General features: G+C 63.6%; 17 protein-coding genes and 1 tRNA gene. 10 read left to right on the forward strand and 8 right to left on the reverse strand.

From position 1 onward, the window contains the following. Positions 1 to 256 precede the first annotated feature (256 nt). The 3 genes from mksF to mksB are packed head-to-tail and all read right to left on the reverse strand — an operon-like array spanning position 257 to position 5071. Positions 257 to 3088, reverse strand: coding sequence for an Mks condensin complex protein MksF (mksF, locus tag INQ47_RS16665; RefSeq protein ID WP_252459297.1), 2832 nt, complete (start codon positions 3086 to 3088; stop codon positions 257 to 259). Continuing rightward, a complete protein-coding gene (mksE, locus tag INQ47_RS16670; RefSeq protein WP_252459298.1) occupies positions 3085 to 3792 on the reverse strand; it encodes an Mks condensin complex protein MksE in 708 nt (235 codons plus the stop codon). The genes mksF and mksE overlap by 4 nt, the downstream gene beginning before the upstream one ends. Next, positions 3782 to 5071 carry an Mks condensin complex protein MksB gene (mksB, locus tag INQ47_RS16675; protein WP_028698108.1) on the reverse strand — a complete coding sequence of 430 codons (1290 nt, stop codon included), beginning with the start codon at positions 5069 to 5071 and terminating at the stop codon, positions 3782 to 3784. The genes mksE and mksB overlap by 11 nt, the downstream gene beginning before the upstream one ends. 214 nt (positions 5072 to 5285) lie before the next feature. Between mksB and INQ47_RS16680 the strand changes: the two genes are divergently transcribed. The 3 genes from INQ47_RS16680 to INQ47_RS16690 are packed head-to-tail and all read left to right on the forward strand — an operon-like array spanning position 5286 to position 7156. Then, positions 5286 to 6071 carry an energy transducer TonB gene (locus INQ47_RS16680; RefSeq protein ID WP_404702127.1) on the forward strand — a complete coding sequence of 262 codons (786 nt, stop codon included), beginning with the start codon at positions 5286 to 5288 and terminating at the stop codon, positions 6069 to 6071. Beyond that, positions 6068 to 6523 (forward strand): ribosomal protein S18-alanine N-acetyltransferase, encoded by a 456-nt coding sequence (gene rimI / locus INQ47_RS16685; protein ID WP_252459300.1) that lies wholly within the window; start codon positions 6068 to 6070, stop codon positions 6521 to 6523. Before INQ47_RS16680 ends, rimI begins: the two co-directional genes overlap by 4 nt. 57 nt (positions 6524 to 6580) lie before the next feature. Continuing rightward, entirely contained in the window at positions 6581 to 7156 is a 576-nt protein-coding gene (locus INQ47_RS16690; RefSeq protein WP_404702128.1) for a D-Ala-D-Ala carboxypeptidase family metallohydrolase, read from the forward strand. On the opposite strand, the gene INQ47_RS16695 is transcribed toward INQ47_RS16690, so the two are convergent. Next, the gene (locus tag INQ47_RS16695; RefSeq protein WP_404702129.1) at positions 7096 to 8013 is read right to left on the reverse strand and encodes a LysR substrate-binding domain-containing protein; all 918 of its coding nucleotides are present in this window, start codon (positions 8011 to 8013) and stop codon (positions 7096 to 7098) included. The two genes, INQ47_RS16690 and INQ47_RS16695, sit on opposite strands and share 61 nt — an antisense overlap. Before the next feature lie 227 nt (positions 8014 to 8240). Here INQ47_RS16695 and INQ47_RS16700 point away from each other — a divergent pair, with 227 nt between their 5' ends. Then, positions 8241 to 8855: a LysE family translocator gene (locus INQ47_RS16700; protein WP_404702130.1), complete on the forward strand. Its 615-nt coding sequence runs from the start codon at positions 8241 to 8243 to the stop codon at positions 8853 to 8855. Between the two features lie 126 nt (positions 8856 to 8981). Here INQ47_RS16700 and INQ47_RS16705 read toward each other — a convergent pair. Next, positions 8982 to 9058, reverse strand: a tRNA-Met gene (locus INQ47_RS16705). A gap of 473 nt (positions 9059 to 9531) precedes the next feature. On the opposite strand from INQ47_RS16705, the gene INQ47_RS16710 reads away from it, so the two are divergent. The 3 genes from INQ47_RS16710 (at position 9532) to INQ47_RS16720 (ending at position 12227) form a co-directional block, all read left to right on the forward strand. After that, positions 9532 to 10746, forward strand: coding sequence for an MFS transporter (locus INQ47_RS16710; protein WP_404702131.1), 1215 nt, complete (start codon positions 9532 to 9534; stop codon positions 10744 to 10746). 102 nt (positions 10747 to 10848) lie between these two features. Continuing rightward, positions 10849 to 10986, forward strand: a complete 138-nt coding sequence (locus tag INQ47_RS16715; protein WP_003247435.1) for a hypothetical protein — start codon at positions 10849 to 10851, stop codon at positions 10984 to 10986. Between the two features lie 83 nt (positions 10987 to 11069). Further along, complete coding sequence (locus INQ47_RS16720) at positions 11070 to 12227, forward strand: MFS transporter (protein ID WP_252459305.1); 1158 nt, start codon at positions 11070 to 11072, stop codon at positions 12225 to 12227. 7 nt (positions 12228 to 12234) lie between these two features. Here the strand turns inward: INQ47_RS16720 and INQ47_RS16725 are convergent, their stop codons facing one another. Next, positions 12235 to 13191: a FecR domain-containing protein gene (locus INQ47_RS16725; RefSeq protein ID WP_404702132.1), complete on the reverse strand. Its 957-nt coding sequence runs from the start codon at positions 13189 to 13191 to the stop codon at positions 12235 to 12237. Beyond that, positions 13178 to 13693: a sigma-70 family RNA polymerase sigma factor gene (locus INQ47_RS16730; protein ID WP_252459307.1), complete on the reverse strand. Its 516-nt coding sequence runs from the start codon at positions 13691 to 13693 to the stop codon at positions 13178 to 13180. Before INQ47_RS16730 ends, INQ47_RS16725 begins: the two co-directional genes overlap by 14 nt. 171 nt (positions 13694 to 13864) lie before the next feature. On the opposite strand from INQ47_RS16730, the gene INQ47_RS16735 reads away from it, so the two are divergent. Genes INQ47_RS16735 through INQ47_RS16745 form a run of 3 tightly spaced genes read left to right on the forward strand, consistent with a single transcriptional unit; the run spans position 13865 to position 18059 of the window. Then, positions 13865 to 14491 (forward strand): DNA-3-methyladenine glycosylase, encoded by a 627-nt coding sequence (locus tag INQ47_RS16735; RefSeq protein ID WP_252459308.1) that lies wholly within the window; start codon positions 13865 to 13867, stop codon positions 14489 to 14491. Between the two features lie 47 nt (positions 14492 to 14538). Continuing rightward, a complete protein-coding gene (gene ada / locus INQ47_RS16740) occupies positions 14539 to 15591 on the forward strand; it encodes a bifunctional DNA-binding transcriptional regulator/O6-methylguanine-DNA methyltransferase Ada (RefSeq protein WP_252459309.1) in 1053 nt (350 codons plus the stop codon). A gap of 56 nt (positions 15592 to 15647) precedes the next feature. After that, positions 15648 to 18059: a DUF3772 domain-containing protein gene (locus INQ47_RS16745; protein ID WP_252459310.1), complete on the forward strand. Its 2412-nt coding sequence runs from the start codon at positions 15648 to 15650 to the stop codon at positions 18057 to 18059. Between the two features lie 688 nt (positions 18060 to 18747). Here INQ47_RS16745 and INQ47_RS16750 read toward each other — a convergent pair. After that, positions 18748 to 20178 (reverse strand): aldehyde dehydrogenase family protein, encoded by a 1431-nt coding sequence (locus INQ47_RS16750; protein ID WP_404702133.1) that lies wholly within the window; start codon positions 20176 to 20178, stop codon positions 18748 to 18750. Between the last annotated feature and the right edge of the window lie 5 nt (positions 20179 to 20183).

Consider the following 20183-nt stretch of genomic DNA (forward strand, 5'->3'; position numbering starts at 1 on the left):
CCGTTGCAATCACCACCGTATTCGCGGGTAAACCCGCTCCTACACACGCATCGGTGGTTGGACGCAGGCCGTCGTAGGAGCGGGTTCACCCGCGAAAGGGCCGGACCTGCTGGCCAATTTCCCCCCGTCGTTCACCGTTGCAATCACCACCGTATTCGCGGGTAAACCCGCTCCTACACACGCATCGGTGGTTGGACGCAGGTCGTCGTAGGAGCGGGTTCACCCGCGAATGGGCCGCAAAGCGGCCCCAGCTATCTCAGGCCAGTTCCTCGGCCTGATCCTCACGCACAGCCGCCCTCACTTCATCCAGCCGGCTGATGAACTTCCAGTCCGCCTCGTCGATGTAGATGCCGTTCGGCCCGCTACCACCTTCCAGGTCGATCGCAACGTGTGCCGATACCTGTGGTTTCACACTCGCCAGGATCGGTACGAAGCCCAGTTGCTGGCTGGTCTCCAGCAGTGCCGCCTGGTTGCGTTCGTCGATATCTGCCGCTTCGTCCAGGTAGTACGGCAGGCGAATGCGCCCGGCCAGGTCTCGGTCCATCAGGTGCAGCAACAGGTACATGTTGGTCAGCGCCTTGATGGTCATGGTGGTGCCGTTGGACGCTGCGCCGTCAATGTCGGCGTGGATGATCGGCTGGCCATTGACCTTGGTGATCTCGAACGCCAGCTCGAACAGGTCCTTCAGGCCCAGCTGGTTGTGGTTGGCCGCCACCAGCCGTGCCAGGTACTCCTTGGCCTCCTCGTTCTTGTTGTCCTGGTCGGCACTCTGGGTCAGGTCGAAGACCGACAGGGTTTCGCCTTCTTCGTACTGGCCGGCACTGTGGATAATCTGGTCGATGTGCTTGAGCGCTTCCTTGTTCGGCGCCAGTACCACGCGGAAGCTTTCCAGGTTGGACACCTGGCGCTTGTTGATCTCGCGGTTGAACAGGGCCAGTTGGTGCTCAAGGCTGTCGTAGTCGCTGCGGATGTTGCGCAGGGTTCGGGCGATGTCGGTGACTGCGGCGCGGCGTGCCTTGGCCAAGGTCAGGGCTTCGTCGGTACGGTGCGCATAGGCGTTCACCAGCAGTTGCAGGCGGCGTTCCATGTCGTCTTCGCTGTCGAACTTGGCCACGCCCTTCAGGCGCACCTGGGCGTACAGCGCCTCGATCTGGTTGTCCACCCGTTGCAGGCCTTGCCAGCTGTCCTGGTAGTCATTGAGCAGCGGCAGCAGGTTGTCCATCGAGTCGTCGATGGCTTCCATGTATGGCGTGCCGTAGGGCAGGTCGGCCGGCAGCAGCTGGCGACGGCGCAGGGCGTCTTCCAGGGTGCGCTGCTTGGACTCGAGGTCGCCGAGCTGGCGGCCGACCAGTTGCAACTTGGCTGACAGCTGCTGGACGCGCTCGGTGAAGGCGTCGCTGGAGCGTTTGAGTTCGTCCTGGGCCGCTTCCAGTTGCGAGAGTTGTTCCAGTTTCTCGGGCTCTTCGGCGGCAAGGGTCTGGCTGCGGCGGAAGTCTTCCAGCGCCTTCTGCGCGTCCAGCACCTCCTGGTACAGGGTTTCGGTCTGCGCTTTGGAGGCGGAGCGGTCGGCGGCCACGGCTTGCTGGGTTTTTAGCTGCTTGAGCTCTTTTTCCAGGCGCTCTTTCTGGTCGCGCAGGGCGGCACGGTCGGCCAGGGCCTGCAGTGCCGGCGGGTCGATGTGGGTCAGGTCGATGGCCAGGCCCGGGGCCTCGAAACGTTCGCCCTTGAAGCCGTCGAGCACCGCTTCCAGCGACTTCACCCACAGGTCGCTGTCGTCCAGCTCGATGCCGCGGTCGCCCAGCGGCAGGCTGAACAATGCGCCGTTGAACAGGCGCATCAGGCGGTCGACGTCCTGCTGCGAGAACTCTTCGCGCAGGCGGGCATAGCTATTGTTGTCAGCGTGATCCAGCTGCTGCTTGACCTGCTTCAGGCGTTTTTCCAGGTCGCGTACGCGCTCGTCGAGGTCTTCGGCACTGAACTGGCGTGACTGGGCCAGTGCGCCAGCCAACTCGTCGTGGGCGTCCTTGGCCGCCAGCAGTTGCTGTTCCAGCACCTTGACGTCATCAACCAGCGCAAAGCGGTGCTTGAGCACCGACAGCTCGCCTAGCCAGCGCTGGATACCGGTAATTTCACGCTCCAGGCGCATCAGCTCCTGGGTGCCGCCGCGCTGGTCGTTCTGCAGGCGGTCCTGCTCGCCACGGTAGTGCTCGGACTGGATGACCAGCTCTTCCTTGCGTGCCATGGCGTATTCCTGCCAAGTGCCCAGCAGGGTGTCGAGCACAGGCGAAATGCGGTGCAGCTTGCCACGCAGGATGTCGCGCTGGGCCACGCCACCGGCCAGGGCCTCGACCAGCGGGCCGGCAGCGACCAGGGCGTTGTAGTCCTGCTCCATGCGACGTACGTCGCGGAAGGCTTCCTCGCACGCAGCGATGTAGTCGACGCTGCCCGAGCGCAGGCTGTGCTCGAAGGCGTCGAGGAACAGCTGCTTGAGTTTGGCGGCGGTGATTTCACGCATGTGCAGCAGGTTGATGAACAGCGCGCGGAAGGTTTTCAGGCTTTGCTCGCTGGTGGAGCGCAGCGGGATCATGGTCAGGTCCAGCGGCACCGAGGTGTGCCCGCCCACCAGTAGTCGGCGCAGTTCGTCCGGCTTCAGTTCGTAAGCCTTGATCCCCAGGCGTTCAAGGTTGGTGAACAGCTCTTTCTGTCGCAGGCAGGTGTCGTTCTTCTGGTAGTGGGCCAGGTCCAGTTCGCCCTTGTAGGCGAAGAACTGGTGGCCGAAACCGCCGCCCGGGCCGCGCCCGACCACGCCGATCACGTGCGGGCCGTGGGGCAGGCTCAGTTCGCAGAGAATGTACGAGGTGTCGCTGGCGAAGTAGAAGCGACGCGACTGCTCAAGGCTGTACTTGCCGAAACTCATGTCCGACATGCGTGCCAGGATCGGGAACTGCAGGGCGTTGATCGACGCCGATTTACCCAGGTTGTTGGCGCCGTATACCGACAGCGGGTGCTCCAGCGGGAACAGGCCAAGGCTGTAGCCGGCGGTGTTGAGCAGTGCGAAGCGGCGGATGCCGTAGCGTTCCTGGCTCATGCGTCAATCTCCTGTTGCTCTTCGCGGATAGCCCGGGCCAGGGCGTCCTCTTCGCTTTCCTCACCCTGGAAAGGCGCGAGGTCGAGCGGGTCGTCGGTACGGTTGAGTTCTTCGGCGCTTTCTTCCTCGACCAATACTGGGGTCGGTAGCGGCAGGTCGCTGTGCAGGGTGGCGGCCAGGTCACGGTCCTGCTGCACCGAAAGGCACACATCGAGGAAGCGGTGCATGGGCGGCAGGAAGCGGTAGATGCCGCCTTCCTCATGGGCGAAGCCGAGCTGGGTCATGCGGCGCAGGATTTTTTCTTCCAGCTCGTCCACGGTCTGCACTTCGGCCTGCAGGAACAGGTCGCGGTACTTGTCCAGAAGCGAGGGCAGTTCGTCGCGGCCGATGCTACCGCCGTCGAGCACGGCCATCGGGTCGCGGCCTTGGTCAGCAAGGTGCTCGACCAGAATGAAGGTGAACAGCGACAGGCGCTGCGCGGTCTTGTTGACCTGCGCGGCGGTCATGTCCGGAACGAAGTAGTAGAAACCACGGGTGTCGCATACCAGCTCGAAGCCCAGGGCCTTGAACAGGGTGCGGTACTGGTCCTGGAAGTTCGACAGCTGGGCGTACAGCTCAGGGTCGCGCCGGCTGACGTGGAAGCCTTTGAACAGCTCGCGGAAGATCGGCGCGAGCTGGGACAGTTCGGAAAGATCAAGATGCATGGGCTGGGCTCGCGTTGGGTTCGGTAGGCGCGCTGGGAGCGTCTTCGCGGCTGGAGGTCAGGGCGAACGAACGCAGGCTGACCAGGTGTTCCTGAGTTGTGTATTCGCGGCGGTCGAGGCGTTCGCGCTTGAAGCGCTTTTCCCGCGACAGACGCGAGAACCAGTACAGCAGCTCGTCGGTGGCGCCTTCGGGCTCCTGCTCCAGCAGCCAGACCATCAGGTCGGGCAGTGGCAGGGCCTGTTCGCAGCGTTCGGTCATTTCCTTGACCGTGCGCGGAGCACGGGGCAGGGCGTCAGACTGGGTCTTGTGGGCTTTGGGGAAGCGCGCCGGTTTGGGCTCGAAGCGGGCCAGTGCGTAAACGTAGGCCTCAACCTGGCTGGCACTGCCAAGGAAGGTGCTTTGCGGACGTGTGAACATCGGCATGGCCGCTTGCGGCACGGCATCGATGCCCTTGCGCCGGATCACCGACAGGGCCAGTGCGGCGCCGCGGGTCACGGCGTTGTGCCGGCGGGCTTCTTCGCGCAGCGGCAGCAGCAGTTCGCGGGCGTGGCGCAGGGTCAACTGGGCGCTGGTCTGCATTTCAAGGATGCGCGCGTGGGTGCGCAGCAGCATGTCGTCGTCGACCAGGTGGCCCAGGCGCGCTTGTTCGCCCAGCAGTTTCAGCAGCACGGTCTCAACCTTGCGTACACCCTGCTCGAAGGCGCCGTCGGCGTTGACCAGCTGAATCATCGGCTCGACGTATTCGTCCCAGGTGGCCAGTACTTCTGCATAACGCTGGCGCAGCGGAATCTGGCGGTTGCTGGTCTTGGCCCGTTCGGCCACGGCCACCAGCGCCTGCTCGTCGTTGTCGAGCTTTTTCAGCACATCGCGCACGCGCATGTCGAGCAGGCGCAGCTGGCGTGCCAGGTCGTCGCTGTCGCGGTTGTCGAAGGCATCCTGGATGTGCCCGGCCAGGCGCTCCAGGTGGCGCAAGTAGGCTTCGATCTCCAGGCACAGGCCCAGCCGGTGTTCGCGGCGCAGGTAGGCGAGGAAGTCGTGGATCTGCGCGTTGAGCTCGAAACGGTTCGGGCTCTTGGCCACCGGGACCAGGATATCCAGGCGGATCCAAACGTCGAGTAGCTGGGTGATGTCCTGCGGGGTGCTTTCGAGCTGCTGGCGAGCCACATGCTGGCGCAGTTCGACCAGGCTCAGGGTGCCCTGGTCGAAACGCTCGCACAGCGGCTCGATCAGGGCCCAGTGTTCGGCTAGGGCGCGCAGGACGCGCTTGGGTTCGATCATTGGCTTCGACTCGTTGCCAAGAAAAAGGGGGCGATTGTACTGCATTCGCGGGGGTGGTTTTTACCCCTTGGTCTGTAATGAGAGATAACCATGGAGTGTGTAGGTGTAGGGCGTTGTTGGTGCGGTGGCGCTCGGTCTGATAGGCGCTGCAAAAACCACGGCGTACACGTTAGAATGCCCAATTGCCGTCCCCCCCCCCTCGGATACCCGCCCCTTGCTGACCGAACCCCGTCGCCGCGCCTACCTTTCCGCCATGCAAGTGGTGCACTGGCTGCCGCGTGCCGAGCTGCCGTTCGCCGCACCTTCGCGGCCCGAACTGCTGCTGCCGGTTGCGCCAGTCGAGGACATCGATTTCGAGGTCAGGCCGGCGTCGGCAACCAACGAAACACCCGTCACCCCCCAGGCCCGCTCTGGCGAACGGCCGAAAATCGAGATCCCGCGCCCGGGCAGTGTGCCCAAACCCGCCGTCAAGCCCGCCGAAGCACAAGAGCAGCCCGTAGCTGCGCGCCCGACGCCCGTGCCACCACCGCGCTTCTCGCTGCAGTTGTTGCGCGCCGGCAGTTGCTTGCTGCTGGTGGAACTGGCCACCGGCCAGCCGTTCCAGAGCCGCGACCCCTCCTACCTGCTGCTCAAGGACATGCTGCGCGCCGCCGGCCTGCCCGACGCCCCGCAGATCATCGGCGAGCCGGTGCGCTGGCCGCTGCTGGTACGCGGCAACATGGACCAGGGGCCGGAGGCTGCGCGCGATTTCGTCCAAGGCTTCGTTCAGGCCCGCCTGGAAGACGCCCCGTGTACCTGTCTGTGGTTGGTCGGCCTGCCTGCATTGCGTTTTGCCGCCAATGCCGACGCCGAGGCCTACTACCAAACCCTGACGCTCGACAGCCTGGGCGACGCCTGGGCATTGCCGGGCCTTGAACTGTTGATGGACGAGCCGCAACGCAAGGCGGACGTCTGGAAAGCCATGCGCCAGCTGATGGCGCGCTGGAAGAGCGTTGAATGAGTGACTCGATCAGCTTCCGCCCGATGAACGAGGCGGATCTGGATGCCGTACTTAAGATCGAATATGCCGCGTTCAGTCATCCGTGGACCCGCGGAATCTTTCAGGATGCGCTCAAATCGTACGAAGTCTGGCTGATGTTCGACGGCGAGCAGCAAGTGGGTCATGGCGTGATCAACGTGATCATCGACGAAGCGCACCTGCTCAACATCACCGTAAAACCGGAAAACCAAGGTTGCGGCCTGGGCCTGCGTCTGCTCGAGCACCTGATGGCCCGGGCCTATCAGCTCAATGGCCGCGAATGCTTTCTGGAAGTACGCGCCAGCAACCAGTCGGCCTATCGTTTATACGAACGTTACGGTTTCAACGAAATTGGCCGCCGCCGCGACTACTACCCGATCGCCGGCGGCCGTGAAGACGCCCTGGTAATGGCCTGCACCCTGTTCGAAGACTGACCTTGCAGGGGCTTGCCCGGGCGCGCAGGCTTTGTTCTCGGCAGGGACGGATAAAGAATGAGAAAACTGCTTTTGGCAGCGGGCCTGTGTGTAGCAAGCGCTGCCCACGCAGACGAGCGCGACGTGTGGATGTTCGCCCAGTGGGCGGGTGATCATCAAACCCGCCCCTTCCGTGAAATGCTGGTAGATGCCCGGCTTTACGGTGTAGTGCCAATCCACCAGTTGCTGCGCTCGGCATCGGACTGGAAGCTGTGCCACGCATCGCCTTTCGCCGTACCGCCCGCCGGTAATTGGGCGGCTGTACGCTCGACCCTCGCGTTGATCAATGCACTCGACGACCAAGGCATCCTGCGCCAGTTCGAGGTGGTTTCGGCTTACCGTGAGCCGCGTCTGAACGCCTGTGCGGGCGGGGCGGCCAACAGTGCGCATACCCGCGCTTTTGCCGTCGACATACTGCTGCCGGCCTGGGCCGATCCCAATCCGCTGTGCCGTTTCTGGCAGCAGCACGGCCAAGCCTGGAACATGGGGCTGGGCCGCTACCCATCAGGCCGCATTCATGTGGATACCGCCGGCTATCGCACCTGGGGTGGCGATGGCAGTGCCGGGTCGTCGTTCTGCATCAAACCCAAATGAGCCAGGCAACCCCGGCATTCGTCCATTATCCACTCGGCGAAGCGCTGGCACTTGCCGCTGTCGCCCAAGGGCTGTGGGCTGAGCAGGTGGTAGGCCGAGCCATCACGCACAAAACCGTACGGCGCCTGCAACTGCCCGCTGTCGAGTTCGTCGCGCACCATCAGGGCTGAGGCAATGGCCAGGCCCAGGCCGGCGCTGGCGGCCTGAATCGACAGGTAGAAATGTTCGTAGTCGCTGCGCTCGCTGTGTCGCGCCTGCTGGCCGCTCAGGCGCAGCCAGGTGGGCCAGGCAGCGGGGCGGGTGGTGCTGTGCAGCAGCCGTTGGCCGTCAAGGAGGGCAGGGGAGGCGGCGTGGCAAACCGGGCCGATCCATTCGTCGCAGATTTTCTGGCTGTACAGTTGGTTGTCCCAGTGGAAGTCGTCGCGGCGTATTGCCAGGTCGACACCGCTGCGGGCGAAGTCCAGCGGGCCGCCTGCGGCGACCAAGTGCAACTGAAGGTCGGGGTGGGCGGCATGGAATCTCGGTAAGCGCGGGATCAGCCAGCGCATGGCGATGGTCGGCTCGCAAGACAGCACCAGCACATTGTCGCGAGCTTGCTGCTGCAGGCGCTGCACGGCGCCTTCAAGTTGTTCGAAGATCGCTTGGGTGGTGCCTTGCAGGGCACGACCGGCGGGGGTGAGGAAAATGGCCCGGTTGCGGCGCTCGAACAGTTCCACGCCAAGGCTTTCTTCAAGCAGGCGAACTTGGCGGCTGACCGCGCCGTGAGTGACGTGCAAATGTTCGGCGGCGCGCACGAAGCTTTCGGTCTGGGCGGCGATGTCGAAGTAGCGGAAGGCGTTGAGTGGCGGCAGTTTCATGATATCCCTGTTCAGCTGTGCCGGCCTCTTCGCGGGTAAACCCGCTCCTACATGGCCACATATTTCTCTGTAGGAGCGGGTTTACCCGCGAAGAGGCCAAGGCAGGCTGTACATATCTGTGAGCAAAACTATCAGATTCATCTCAGCATAAATCGATTTTGCCGCGTCTGTAAGCGCTCGATAATTGGCGTTCTGTGCATTTCCATCGCCTATCGAGAGCCCTCAGCATGACCGAACTCATCGCCGTCGCCCTGTTCACCCTGCTCGCCGTCATAAGCCCCGGCGCAGACTTCGCCATGGTCACACGCAGCAGTTATGCACAGGGGCGCAAGGCCGGGCTGGCTGCTGCCGTAGGCATCGCCCTGGGGGTGCAGGTGCATGTGTTGTACACGGTGTTGGGCATTGCCGTAATCATCAGCCAGAGCCCGGCGCTGTTCCTGATCATGAAAGTGCTGGGTGCGGGCTACCTGATCTACCTGGGGTACAAGTCATTGACCAACACCCGGCGCATCAGCCTGAACGGGGTTGGCCGGTCCGCTGCCGGCGTACTGCAAGCGCTGCGCACCGGCTTTCTGACCAATGCCCTCAACCCCAAGACCATGTTGTTTGTCATCAGTGCCTTCACCCAGGTGGTACAGCCTGGCAGCCCGCTGGCACTGAACTTCGCCTACGGTGCGTTCATGTCCGTCGCCCATTGGCTGTGGTTCAGCCTGGTGGCGGTATTTTTCTCCAGTACGGCATTGCGCAAGGCGATGATCGAGCGGCAAGTGCTGGTGGATCGGGCCATTGGTCTGGCATTGATCGGGCTTGGCCTGGCTGTGGCGGTGACCGGAATGCGTTGAGGCGGCGATTGCAGCAGCCAAGCTGAGATTCGAGGCTGCTGCTGGAAGGGTTTTGCGCTGGTGCCAGTGAACTTTTTTGCAGGCAAAGAAAAAGGGCTTACCTTGCGGTAAGCCCTTCGTCTTGTTTGGTGGCTACACAGGGACTTGAACCCCGGACCCCAGCATTATGAATGCTATGCTCTAACCAACTGAGCTATGTAGCCGATGGCGCGCATTATTCTCTTGAACGCCCCCCCTGTCAACACTCATTTCAAAAAAAATTTGCACGCTTTCAAAAACTTAGCGGCCAGCCCCGGTTTCAGTGCACCACAAGCCAGTGCCCGCGCACGTCCAGCAACTGCAACTGCTGGGCTGTAGCCAAGGGTTGCAGGCTTTGGCCAGGCCGGTCGAGGCAGAAGTCGCCGCCCTCCCGCCGAGACCATCCGCTGCTCCCCCCTGGATGACAATGACCTTGCTACTGAGCACCACAAGTTGGTCATGCCCTGCATGGCGGGCTATCTGCAAGCGAGTACCCTGCGCCAGGTGCAGTCGGCGGATGCGGCCGCGCAGGTCAATCTTCATCGCGCTGGCGCTTTCCATTTTCAAGCGTGTGGCAACAGGCAAATAAAAAGGTAGCTATGTATCTATTTGTTTCCCGATAATCGGATCCCAAACCTGAGGACGGAGATTTAGGTAAATGGCCACCAGTAGTGCCTCCACCGCATCCACCCCGGCAGCGGCAAGCCAAGCCTCGCCGTTGGTGATGCGTATCATCGGTTTCTGCGCCTTGGCGCACTTGATCAACGACCTGATCCAGTCGGTGCTGCCGGCGATCTACCCGATGCTCAAGGCCAACTACGACCTGAGCTTCGCCCAGATCGGCATGATCACCCTGACGTTCCAGATCACCGCCTCGCTGCTGCAGCCTTGGGTCGGCTTCTTCACCGATCGCCGGCCCACGCCAAATCTGCTGCCGCTAGGCACCCTGTGCACGTTGGTGGGGATTGTGATGCTGGCCTTCGTTGGCAGCTTTCCGATGATCCTGCTGGCGTCGGCGCTGGTGGGCATCGGCTCGTCGACCTTCCACCCGGAAACCTCGCGCATTGCAAGGCTGGCCTCGGGCGGGCGCTTCGGCCTGGCCCAATCGACCTTCCAGGTCGGTGGCAACACCGGCTCCGCTCTGGGCCCGCTACTGGCAGCGGCCATCGTCATTCCGTTCGGCCAGACCCATGTGGCGTGGTTCGGTGTGGCCGGGCTGTTCTTCCTCGGCGTCACCCTGATGCTGCGCGGCTGGTACAAGGAGCACCTCAATCAGGCCAAGGCGCGCAAGGCGGTTCAGGCTACCCACGGCATTTCGCGCAATCGGGTCATTGCGGCGTTGATCGTGCTGGGCCTGCTGGTGTTCTCCAAGTACTTCTACATGGCCAGCTTCACCAGCTACTTTACTTTCTACCTGATCGAGAAGTTCGGTGTGTCGGTGGCCAGCTCACAGCTGCACCTGTTCCTGTTCCTCGGCGCGGTGGCGGCGGGCACCTTCTTTGGCGGGCCGATCGGTGACCGTATCGGGCGCAAGGCTGTGATCTGGTTTTCGATACTGGGCGTGGCGCCGTTCACGCTGGCGCTGCCGTATGCCGATTTGTTCTGGACCACAGTACTGAGCGTGGTGATCGGCTTTATCCTGGCTTCTGCGTTTTCCGCGATCGTGGTGTATGCGCAGGAACTGGTGCCGGGCAGCGTGGGCATGATTGCCGGGATCTTCTTCGGCCTGATGTTCGGCTTTGGTGGCATTGGCGCTGCGCTGTTGGGGTACGTAGCAGACCTGCGTGGTATCGAGTATGTGTACGGGTTGTGCTCGTTCCTGCCATTGTTCGGGTTGTTGGCGGTGTTCCTGCCAAGTACAGGTAAACGCTGAAAGCGCCGGGGGCCTCTGCCAGGCCCCCGGGCAATTGACTCGCCCCCCGGAGGTGGCTAGAGTGCCGCCTCTTTTTCAATCACCTGCGTAGTAGCCAAAGCAATGCGCCGTACCCAGTCCCTCCCACACGCCCGCCAGCCTGCCTTCCAGGCACTGCGTCGTGCATGGCCGAGTGACACGGTGCTCAAGCGCCGCCGCAGCGTGCTGTTTGCCTTCACCTTCTCGCCACACCTCGCCTGAACTGATCTGCGCTTTAGCGTCGCTCGCCGTCCCGGCGTGCGCGCCTGTTTCTGCACGTCTTTTCGGTTTGCCAGGAGTGGTACATGAACATGCGTTTATTGGCGGGCTTGTTGTTCGCCGTTTCTGTCGTGGGTTTCAGTTTGGGAGCCAGCTTGCCGCTGGTGTCGTTGCGCCTGCATGAAGCGGGGGCGAGCACACTGGAAATCGGCATCATCTCGGCCATCCCTGCCGCCGGCATGATGCTCTCTGCTTTTCTGGTCGACGTCTGCTGCCGCCATCTCACCCGGCGCACCATTTATCTGCTGTGTTTCAGCCTGTGCACGGTCAGCATCGCCTTGCTCGAGTCGGCGTTCGGCTCGTTGTGGCTGCTGGCGCTGCTGCGCCTGGGCCTGGGGCTTGGCATGGGGATCGCCATCATCCTTGGCGAGTCGTGGGTCAACGAATTGTGCCCCGAGCATAACCGCGGCAAGATCATGGCCCTGTACGCCACCAGCTTTACGGGCTTTCAGGTGCTCGGCCCGGCCATGCTGGCAGTGCTGGGCGCCGATAGCCCTTGGATCACGGGTGTCGTCACGGTCTGTTATGGGCTGGCGTTGCTGTGCATCGTGCTGACCGTGCCCAACGACCATGTCGCGCACGAAGAGGGCGAAAAAAGCTTCGGCTTGGCCGGGTTCTTCCGGGTGGCACCGGCGTTGTGCATGGCGGTGCTGTTCTTCTCGTTCTTCGATGCCGTGGTGCTGTCGCTGCTGCCGGTGTACGCCACCAGCCATGGCTTTGCCGTTGGCGTGGCGGCATTGATGGTGACGGTGGTGTTTGCCGGCGACATGCTGTTCCAGCTGCCGCTGGGCTGGTTGGCCGACCGGGTTGAGCGCACCGGGCTGCACCTGGCGTGCGGGCTGGTGGCGATGGTGATCGGCATCGGTTTGCCCTGGCTGCTGAATCTGACCTGGCTGCTGTGGCCGCTGTTGGTAGTGCTGGGCGCGGTGGCGGGTGGCATCTATACCCTGGCGCTGGTGCTGATCGGGCAGCGCTTCAAGGGCCAGGACCTGGTCACTGCCAATGCCAGTGTGGGCTTGCTGTGGGGCGTGGGCAGCCTGGTCGGGCCGCTGGTCAGTGGGGCAGCCATGAATGTCGCGCCCCACGGTTTGCCCATGGCGCTGGCGCTGATGGCCGGGCTGTTCGTGTGCTTTGCCAGGCAGTCATACCGGCGACGTGGGCGGATGCGGGCTGTGGCGCAGTGATATCCCTTTAGGCCGCGCCGATGCTTACCCAATAACGCGTCCTGTACTCGACCCGCACGGGCAGGCTGCGGGTGAGCAGTTGCAGGATTTGCCCGGTGTCAGCCAACTGATAGGTGCCTGAAACTTTCAAGCCCGCCACTTCTGGAACGCAGCGCAGCAGGCCCGGTCGGTAGCGGCCAAGCTCGGTAACAAACTCGGCGAGTGGCATCTGCTGCACGCTGAGTACACCTTCGGTCCAGCCCCAGGGGTCGTTGTGCAGCGTTCTGGCCTGAATGCTGCCGTTGGTTCCGACTTGCAGGGTTTCACCCGGCAGCACTTGCCTCGCTGAGGCCGAGGCAGGGAACAACGTGACTTCACCACGACGCACCGACAGCAGCAGGCCCTGACTGTTTTCGCGTAGCAACAGCTGGCCATCGAAGGTGGTCAGCTGGCCGACACGGGTGGCGATGTGGAACGGGCGGTTGTCGCTGGGGTTGCTGTCCAGGCTGACCTCGCCATGGATCAGTTTCAGCTGGCGTTGCTCCGCGCTGTAGTGCAAGTCGATGGCACTGGCGGTGTTGAGCTGGATTCGGCTGCCATCACTGCCTTGCCATTGGCGCTGCTCGCCTGTGGCGGTGCTGGTGTCGGCCAGCAGTTGTGGCAGGCCTAGCGGTTCGCGCGCGGCCCAGCCCAGGCTGCCGCCCACGGCCAACAGCCCCAGCAACTTCAGGTGGTCCCTGCGGCTGGCTTTGGGGGGCTGGCTCGCGTCCAGGGTGCGCCGGCTAAGGTCCTTGGGCAGCCCGGCCAGTTCATCGCCCAGATTACTGACCCGCTGCCAGGCCAGGCGGTTGTGTGGGTGGCTGGCCAGCCAGTGTTGAAACTGCTGCTCGGTGCGCGGGCTGGGGCTGTCGAAACGCAGCTTCACCAGCCAGTCGATGGCCTGATCGACCTGAGCCTGTGCGGGCGTATCATCAGGCATCGGCATAGCGCAACCGGTAGCAGACGCCCAGGGCCTTGGCCAGGTCGCGCTCAACGGTGGCCCTGGACACCTCCAGACGTTGGGCAACCTGCGCGATGCTCAAACCGTCTAGCTGAGCCAGCAGGAACGCTTGGCGCACGCGCGTTTTCAACTGGCGCAAGGCGCGGTCGAGGCGTTCCAGGCTATCGAGGATGACAAGCTTATCCTCTTCGCTGGGCACTTCTGCTTCGGGCAGGTGAGCCAGGCTTTCCTGGTAGGCCCGCTCCAGCGCGCGGCGGCGGAACTGGTCGATCATCAAGCCGCGGGCAATGCTGCTGAGGTAGGCGCGCGGTTCTTTGAGCGGCGACACCTGGCGGGCGCGCAACAACCGCACGAAGGTATCCTGGGCCAGGTCTGCGGCATGTTCACTGCAACCGACCCGGCTGCGTAACCAGCCACGCAACCAGGCATGGTGAGACTGGTAGAGCAGAGCAACCTCGGTGGGCTTGAGCGTGTCGTTGATCTGCATCGTAGAGAAGGCCCAGTCCAGTGATGTGTGCGATTGTGAATGGTTCTCAATTCTATGCGGGGAAGATGGTGCCGAGCAATGGCATGCCAAAGATTAGCTGCGCAAGAACCGGCGTTTGCCCGATGAACGGCTGCGCTAAGCTGGACCTGCAATCGACTTGATGGAGGTGCCATGATGCTGGCCGACCTTTCGCCCGAGGCCTATCGCGAGGCCACGCAACACCTGGCGGCACTTGATCCGGACTGGTCGCGGCACATCGCAGCGATCGGGCCCTGCCTGCACCAGGCTACGCCGGGACGTGAGCCTTATGAGGCGTTGGTGCGGGCGATTGCCTACCAGCAACTGCACGCCCGTGCCGCGGAGGCGATCCTGGGGCGGTTGCTGGCGCTGTTCCCGGCGAATGATTTTCCGCAGCCAGAGCAGTTGCTGTCGGTAACCCCGGAAACCCTGCGCGCCTGCGGCTTTTCGGCAAGCAAGCTGGTGACGGTCCAGGGCATTGCTCAAGCCACCCTGGAGGGCCTGGTGCCGACGCGGGAGCAGGCGTTAGCCTTGGCTGACGAGGCGTTGATCGAACGCCTGGTCGCGCTGCGTGGGGTAGGGCGGTGGACGGTGGAGATGCTGCTGATCTATAGCCTGGGGCGGTCTGACATTCTGCCAGTGGACGATTTTGGCGTGCGCGAGGGGTATCGGCGGCTCAAGGGGCTGGAGAAGGCGCCGACACCGGCACAAATGCGTTCGCTGGGCGGCGCCTGGCGGCCGTTTCGTACCGTGGCGGCCTGGTACCTGTGGCGGGCCTGAGGTTTTTGCATCGCCTGTACAGGCAACAACATATCCGGGAATCATAGATGAACCTGTACACCACCCCCGACCAACGCTGGCAAGCCGTAGCGTGCCGAGACACTGCCGCCACGGGCCACTTTGTCTATGCCGTACGTACCACCGGCGTTTACTGCCACCCCGGCTGCAAATCACGCCAGGCCAAGCGCATGAACGTCGAGTTCTACGACACCGCCGCGGCCGCCGAGGCTGCCGGCTACCGTGCTTGCAAACGCTGTATCCGCAAGGCCAGTGCCACCCGACACAGCCAGCTTGTCACCCACGCCTGCCGCTTGATCGAAGCCAGCGACCCCGCGCCAAGCCTCGACCAACTCGGTGCACGGCTGGCCGTCAGCCCTTTCCACCTGCATCGGCTGTTCAAGGCTGAAACCGGGGTAACCCCCAAAGCCTACGCCACGGCCTTCCGTGCCCGGCGGCTGCGTGCGCACCTGGAAGACGGCCAGCGCTCGGTCACCGATGCTATCTACGACGCCGGCTACAACTCCAACAGCCGCTTCTACGAAAGCGCCGACCAGCGCCTGGGCATGCGCCCCCGGCAATACCGCGCCGGCGGCGCCGGGGCAACCATTCACTTCGCCCTTGGCCAGTGCTCGCTGGGTGCAATACTGGTAGCCCAGAGCGACAAGGGCATCTGCGCAATCTTGCTGGGTGACGACCCCGAGGCCCTGTTGCACGATCTGCAGGACCAGTTTCCCAAGGCCCATCTCATTGGCGGTGACAGCGCTTACGAACAGCTGGTCGCCGAAGTGATCGGTTTCGTCGAAGCGCCGGCTTTGGGCCTGGCCTTGCCGCTGGATGTGCAAGGCACCGCGTTTCAGGAGCGGGTGTGGCAGGCGCTGCGTGAGGTGCCGGCCGGCAGCCGGGTCAGCTACACCGACATCGCCGCGCGCATTGGCGCCCCCAAGGCCGTGCGGGCGGTAGCCATGGCCTGCGCGGCCAACCCTATTGCCGTGGCCATCCCTTGCCACCGCGTGGTACGCCGGGATGGTGATATCAGCGGCTACCGCTGGGGCGTGGAGCGCAAACAGCAGTTGCTGAAGCGAGAAACGGCACTCTCCTGACTGCCCGAAGCCGCGTAGAATCCCCCGCCAAATCGAATTGCTAAGAGGAATATTCGATGAGGCGTGTCAGCCTTGACCGTTACTGCCCGGGCCTGCTGGTCCTGCTGGCCCTGATGCTGGTACTTGCCAGCCCGGCCTGGTCGGCCCCAGCCACGCCATTGTCCAATCTGGCGGCTGCCGAAGCGCCAGCATTGGACGAAAACGCCAGCCTCGAACAGCTGAGCGACCACTTGGACCTCATCCGCCAGGGCGTCACCAGCGAGGCCAACGACGACGTGCTGTCGCAACTGCGCCTCGCAGCGATGCAGGTTCAGCGTCAAGCTGATGCATTGAGTGCACAGCGCACTGCCGATGTGGGAAGGCTCGACGACCAGCTGAAGGTCATCGGCCCAGCCCAGCCGGACGAGGCCGCTACCCTGACGCAGCAGCGCAAAGCGCTGGAGGCCGATAAAAAGGCGCTGGTAGCTCAGCAGGATCAGGCCACCAAGCTGACCCAGTCGGCCCGCGACCTGTCCACGCAAATCGTCAACCTGCGCCGCAGCCAGTTCAACTCGCAAATCACCAGCCGTGCGGCCTCGCCGCTGAGCCCGGCGTTCTGGCAGAGCATCATCCGCCCCACCCAGGATGACGTGGCGCGCCTGCGTGACTTGCGCGGCGAGGCGGCCGATGCCATCGGCAGCGCCTTCAGCGCCGAAAACCGCTGGCAGTTCGTTGCCAGCCTGGTGGCAGCGATTCTGGTGTGGACGTTGGTACGGCGCGTGCTTGAACGCATGCTGGCCAGTGCCATGGTCCGCTGGTTGCCCGACGGCCGCCTGCGCCGCAGCGCCTTGGCTCTGGGCGTTAGCCTGGCAACCCTGGGTACCATCGCCGGCTCGGTTTCGTTGCTGCGCTGGGGGCTGGAAAGTAATGCGCAATTGGGTTCGGACATCGCCAGCCTGACCAACCACATCCTCACCCTGGTGGTGTTCAGTGCCTTCATCACCGGCCTGGGCCGCGCCATGCTGATGCTGCAGCGCCCGTCCTGGCGGCTGCCGGCGATCCACGACCAAGTCGCCAGTGCGTTGGGCTGGTTCCCGAAGGTGCTGGCATTGGCACTGATGTTCATGATGACCATGGAGCGCATGAACAGCGTGATCGGCGTCAGTCTGGCGCTGACGGTGGCCGTCAACGGGCTGACCGCGCTGGTGGTGGCGTCCACCTTTGCCAGCGCGCTGCTGTGTTACCGCCGCACCCTGCGCAAGCATGACCTGCAGCGCCCGACCGGCCTGGCCGGGCTGATCCCGTTCGTGATGGTCATCTGGCTGACGTTGATCCTGCTGGCACTGTTCACCGGCTACCTGACACTCGCCTATTTCCTCACCGCCAAGCTGTTGTGGGTCAGCCTGGTGATCACCTGTGCCTACTTGCTGACCACCTTCCTCGGCGACCTGTGCGAAACCCTGCTGTCGCCCCGCCAGCCCGGTGGCCTGGCACTGGCCTCGACCCTGGGCCTGGCGCCTCGTCACCAGGCGCAGGTCAGCACCATACTGGCCGGTGTCGGCCGCACCATCGTGCTGTTCCTGGCGCTGTTGCTGGTGTTGATGCCGTCAGGCACCAGCCCCAGCGAATTGCTGCTGAGCCTTGGCGACTGGGATGGGACCGGGGGCAAGTTACTCGGCAACCTGAACATCGTGCCGCAGGACATCCTGCTGGCCTTGGCGATCTTCCTCGGCGGCCTGTTCGCCATCCGTGTGGTCAAGCGCTGGCTAAGCGATCGCCTGCTGCCGGAAACCGACATGGACGCCGGCATGCGGGCCTCGTTGGTAACCCTGGTGGGTTACCTGGGCTTCCTGTTCCTGGCCATGCTGGTGATGTCGACCTTGCGCATCAACCTCACCAGCCTGACCTGGGTGGTCAGTGCCCTGTCGGTCGGTATCGGTTTCGGTTTGCAGCAGATCGTGCAGAACTTCATTTCTGGCCTGATCCTGCTGACCGAGCGCCCGGTGAAGGTAGGCGACTGGGTCAGCCTGGCGGGTGTCGAGGGCGATATCCGCCGCATCAATGTACGCGCCACCGAGATCCAGATGTCTGACCGTTCCACGGTGATCGTGCCCAACTCGCAGTTCATCTCGCAGAACGTGCGCAATGTGACCATGGGCAATGCGCTGGGCGTGGTCAGCATAACCCTGACACTGCCGCTGGAGACTGATGCCAACCGTGTGCGGGAGCTGCTGCTGGCGGCTTACCATGAGCATGAGGCGATTCTGGACGCGCCCGCTGCCTCGGTGTCATTCAAGGACCTGACGGCCAACGGTATGGTGATTGGTGTGAGTGGCTACGTGGCCGGGCCGCGACAGGTGTCGGGCACCCGCAGCGACCTTCTGTTCACCATTCTTGGCCGGTTGCGTGATGAAGGCATTCCACTGTCTTCGCCGCAGAGCATGGTGCTGGTGCAGGAAGGTGCGCGGCCGGCTGACGAGTCGGTGTAGGCATCGGGGGGCGGTCCAGCTTGTAGGAGCGGGTTCACCCGCGAATGGGCCGGCCCTGCTGGTCAATCTCCACCCGCTGCTCACCGTCGCCGCCGCCACCGTATTCGCGGGTAAACCCGCTCCTACACAGATTGGTGGTGGAGACACACCGGGGGGTTGGACATAGGCCGCCGTAGGCGCGGGTTTACCCGCGAAGAGGCCGGCCCTGCTGGCCAATCTCCATCCGCTGCTCACCGTTGCCGCCGCCACCGTATTCGCGGGTAAACCCGCTCCTACCACAGATTGGTGGTGGACACACCTCGGGGGTTGGACACAGGCCGCCGTGTAGGAGCGGGTTCACCCGCGAAGAGGCCGGCCCTGCTGGCCAATCTCCACCCGCCGTTCACCGTTGCCGCCACTACCGTATTCGCGGGTAAACCCGCTCCTACGCGGATTGGTGGTGGACACACCTCGGGGGTTGGACACAGGCCGCCGTGTAGGAGCGGGTTTACCCGCGAAGAGGCCGGCCCTGCTGGCCAATCTCCACCCGCCGTTCACCGTTGCCGCCACTACCGTATTCGCGGGTAAACCCGCTCCTACCATAGATTGGTGGTGGAGACACACCGGGGGTTGGACACAGACCACCGTAGGAGCGGGTTTACCCGCGAACACCGGCAGAGCCGGTGCCATAACGCGGCCCCTTGCGATATCAGCCCAGGCAGCGCGTCACATGCTTGACCGACTGATACGCTGACAACCCCCAAGGCCCCAGCTCACGGCCGATCCCGCTGCCTTTGGTGCCACCCCATGACGTCTCGACGAACACCGCCTGCACCGAGTTGATCCACACATGGCCAACTTCCAGCGCATCGGCCACGCGCTCAGCGCGTTCCAGGTCGGCGGAGCACACCGTGGCGACCAGCCCAAAGCGGCTGTCATTGGCTTCGGCAATGGCCTGCTCCTCGGTGGTAAAGCGCCGTGCGCAGAGCACTGGGCCAAAGATTTCCTCGGTCCATAGGCGGCTGTCTTTCGGCACATCGGTATACAGCGTTGGGCTGACGAACCAGCCTTCACGGTCCAGTGCATGGCCGCCCGCCAGGCACTGCAAACCTTCTTCCCGCGCCGTGGCAAAGTAGCTGGCCACCTTCAGCCACTGCGCCTGGCTGGTCAGCGGGCCCATGTCGACCTCTTCGGTCAAAGGATTACCCACCCGCAAGTTTGCCAGTGCCGCCTGCAAGCGCGGCAGCAATGTATCGGCAATGCCGTCCTGCACCAGCAGCCGCGATGTGGCCGAACACATCTGACCTGCGTTCCAGCTGATGCCGGCCACAATCCATTCCACCGCCTGGTCGACATCGCAATCCTCGAACACCACGATGGCCGACTTGCCGCCCAGTTCCAGCGTCACCGGCCGGCACTGCGCCGAAGCGCTGCGCATCACCTGGCTGCCGACGCTGTTGCTACCTGTGAACGACAACTTGTCCAGGCCGTTGTGGTTGCTTAGCGCGGCGCCGGTCTCGGCCTTGCCGTTGACGATGTTCAGTACCCCGGCCGGCAGGCCCAAGGCGTCGGCGATCTGGCCGTAGGCCTGCTCGATCAGCGGCGTAACCTCTGAAGGTTTGAGCACCACGGTGCACCCGGCGGCCAGGGCCGGGGCAAGCTTCCAGGCGCTGGTCACCAACGGGAAGTTCCACGGCACGATCAGGCCGACCACGCCCACTGGTTCAAGGCGGGTGCGGGCGGTGAAACCCGGCGCAGCCAGCGGCACGGTGCGGTTCTTCGATGGCAGTTGCTCGGCCTGCTCGGCGTAATAGCCAAAGGTCGCGATGGCGTCATCCAGGTCGATTTCCGCTTCGTGACGCGGTTTGCCGTTATTGCGCATCTGCAGGGTAACAAGCGCTTCACGGCGCTGCCCGAGCTGTTCGGCAAAACCACGCAGGAAGGCGGCACGTTCGCTGGCGCTGGTGTTTTTCCAGGCAGGCAGGGCGTTGCGGGCAGCGGCGACGGCCTGGTCGACCTGGGTCACGCTGGCGGCCATCAGCTCGGCGAACGGTTGCCCCAGCGCAGGGTCGTTGACGCTGATGCAGTCGCTGCCTTGGCCTTCGACCCAATGGCCGGCGATATAGTGGGAGGTGGTCATGGTCG

It is taken from the genome of Pseudomonas sp. 3HC3, from assembly GCF_044904505.1.
In the GTDB taxonomy this organism is placed as follows: Bacteria; Pseudomonadota; Gammaproteobacteria; order Pseudomonadales; family Pseudomonadaceae; genus Aquipseudomonas; species Aquipseudomonas putida_Y.

Excerpts from the sequence above, each read along its gene's own strand:
- mksF (WP_252459297.1), bottom strand. The coding sequence starts at position 3,088 with ATGAGCCAGGAACGCTACGGCATCCGCCGCTTCGCACTGCTCAACACC.
- mksE (WP_252459298.1), bottom strand. The coding sequence starts at position 3,792 with ATGCATCTTGATCTTTCCGAACTGTCCCAGCTCGCGCCGATCTTCCGC.
- mksB (WP_028698108.1), bottom strand. The coding sequence starts at position 5,071 with ATGATCGAACCCAAGCGCGTCCTGCGCGCCCTAGCCGAACACTGGGCC.
- rimI (WP_252459300.1), top strand. The coding sequence starts at position 6,068 with ATGAGTGACTCGATCAGCTTCCGCCCGATGAACGAGGCGGATCTGGAT.
- INQ47_RS16690 (WP_404702128.1), top strand. The coding sequence starts at position 6,581 with ATGAGAAAACTGCTTTTGGCAGCGGGCCTGTGTGTAGCAAGCGCTGCC.
- INQ47_RS16695 (WP_404702129.1), bottom strand. The coding sequence starts at position 8,013 with ATGAAACTGCCGCCACTCAACGCCTTCCGCTACTTCGACATCGCCGCC.
- INQ47_RS16700 (WP_404702130.1), top strand. The coding sequence starts at position 8,241 with ATGACCGAACTCATCGCCGTCGCCCTGTTCACCCTGCTCGCCGTCATA.
- INQ47_RS16710 (WP_404702131.1), top strand. The coding sequence starts at position 9,532 with ATGGCCACCAGTAGTGCCTCCACCGCATCCACCCCGGCAGCGGCAAGC.
- INQ47_RS16715 (WP_003247435.1), top strand. The coding sequence starts at position 10,849 with ATGCGCCGTACCCAGTCCCTCCCACACGCCCGCCAGCCTGCCTTCCAG.
- INQ47_RS16720 (WP_252459305.1), top strand. The coding sequence starts at position 11,070 with ATGAACATGCGTTTATTGGCGGGCTTGTTGTTCGCCGTTTCTGTCGTG.
- INQ47_RS16725 (WP_404702132.1), bottom strand. The coding sequence starts at position 13,191 with ATGCCGATGCCTGATGATACGCCCGCACAGGCTCAGGTCGATCAGGCC.
- INQ47_RS16730 (WP_252459307.1), bottom strand. The coding sequence starts at position 13,693 with ATGCAGATCAACGACACGCTCAAGCCCACCGAGGTTGCTCTGCTCTAC.
- INQ47_RS16735 (WP_252459308.1), top strand. The coding sequence starts at position 13,865 with ATGATGCTGGCCGACCTTTCGCCCGAGGCCTATCGCGAGGCCACGCAA.
- ada (WP_252459309.1), top strand. The coding sequence starts at position 14,539 with ATGAACCTGTACACCACCCCCGACCAACGCTGGCAAGCCGTAGCGTGC.
- INQ47_RS16745 (WP_252459310.1), top strand. The coding sequence starts at position 15,648 with ATGAGGCGTGTCAGCCTTGACCGTTACTGCCCGGGCCTGCTGGTCCTG.
- INQ47_RS16750 (WP_404702133.1), bottom strand. The coding sequence starts at position 20,178 with ATGACCACCTCCCACTATATCGCCGGCCATTGGGTCGAAGGCCAAGGC.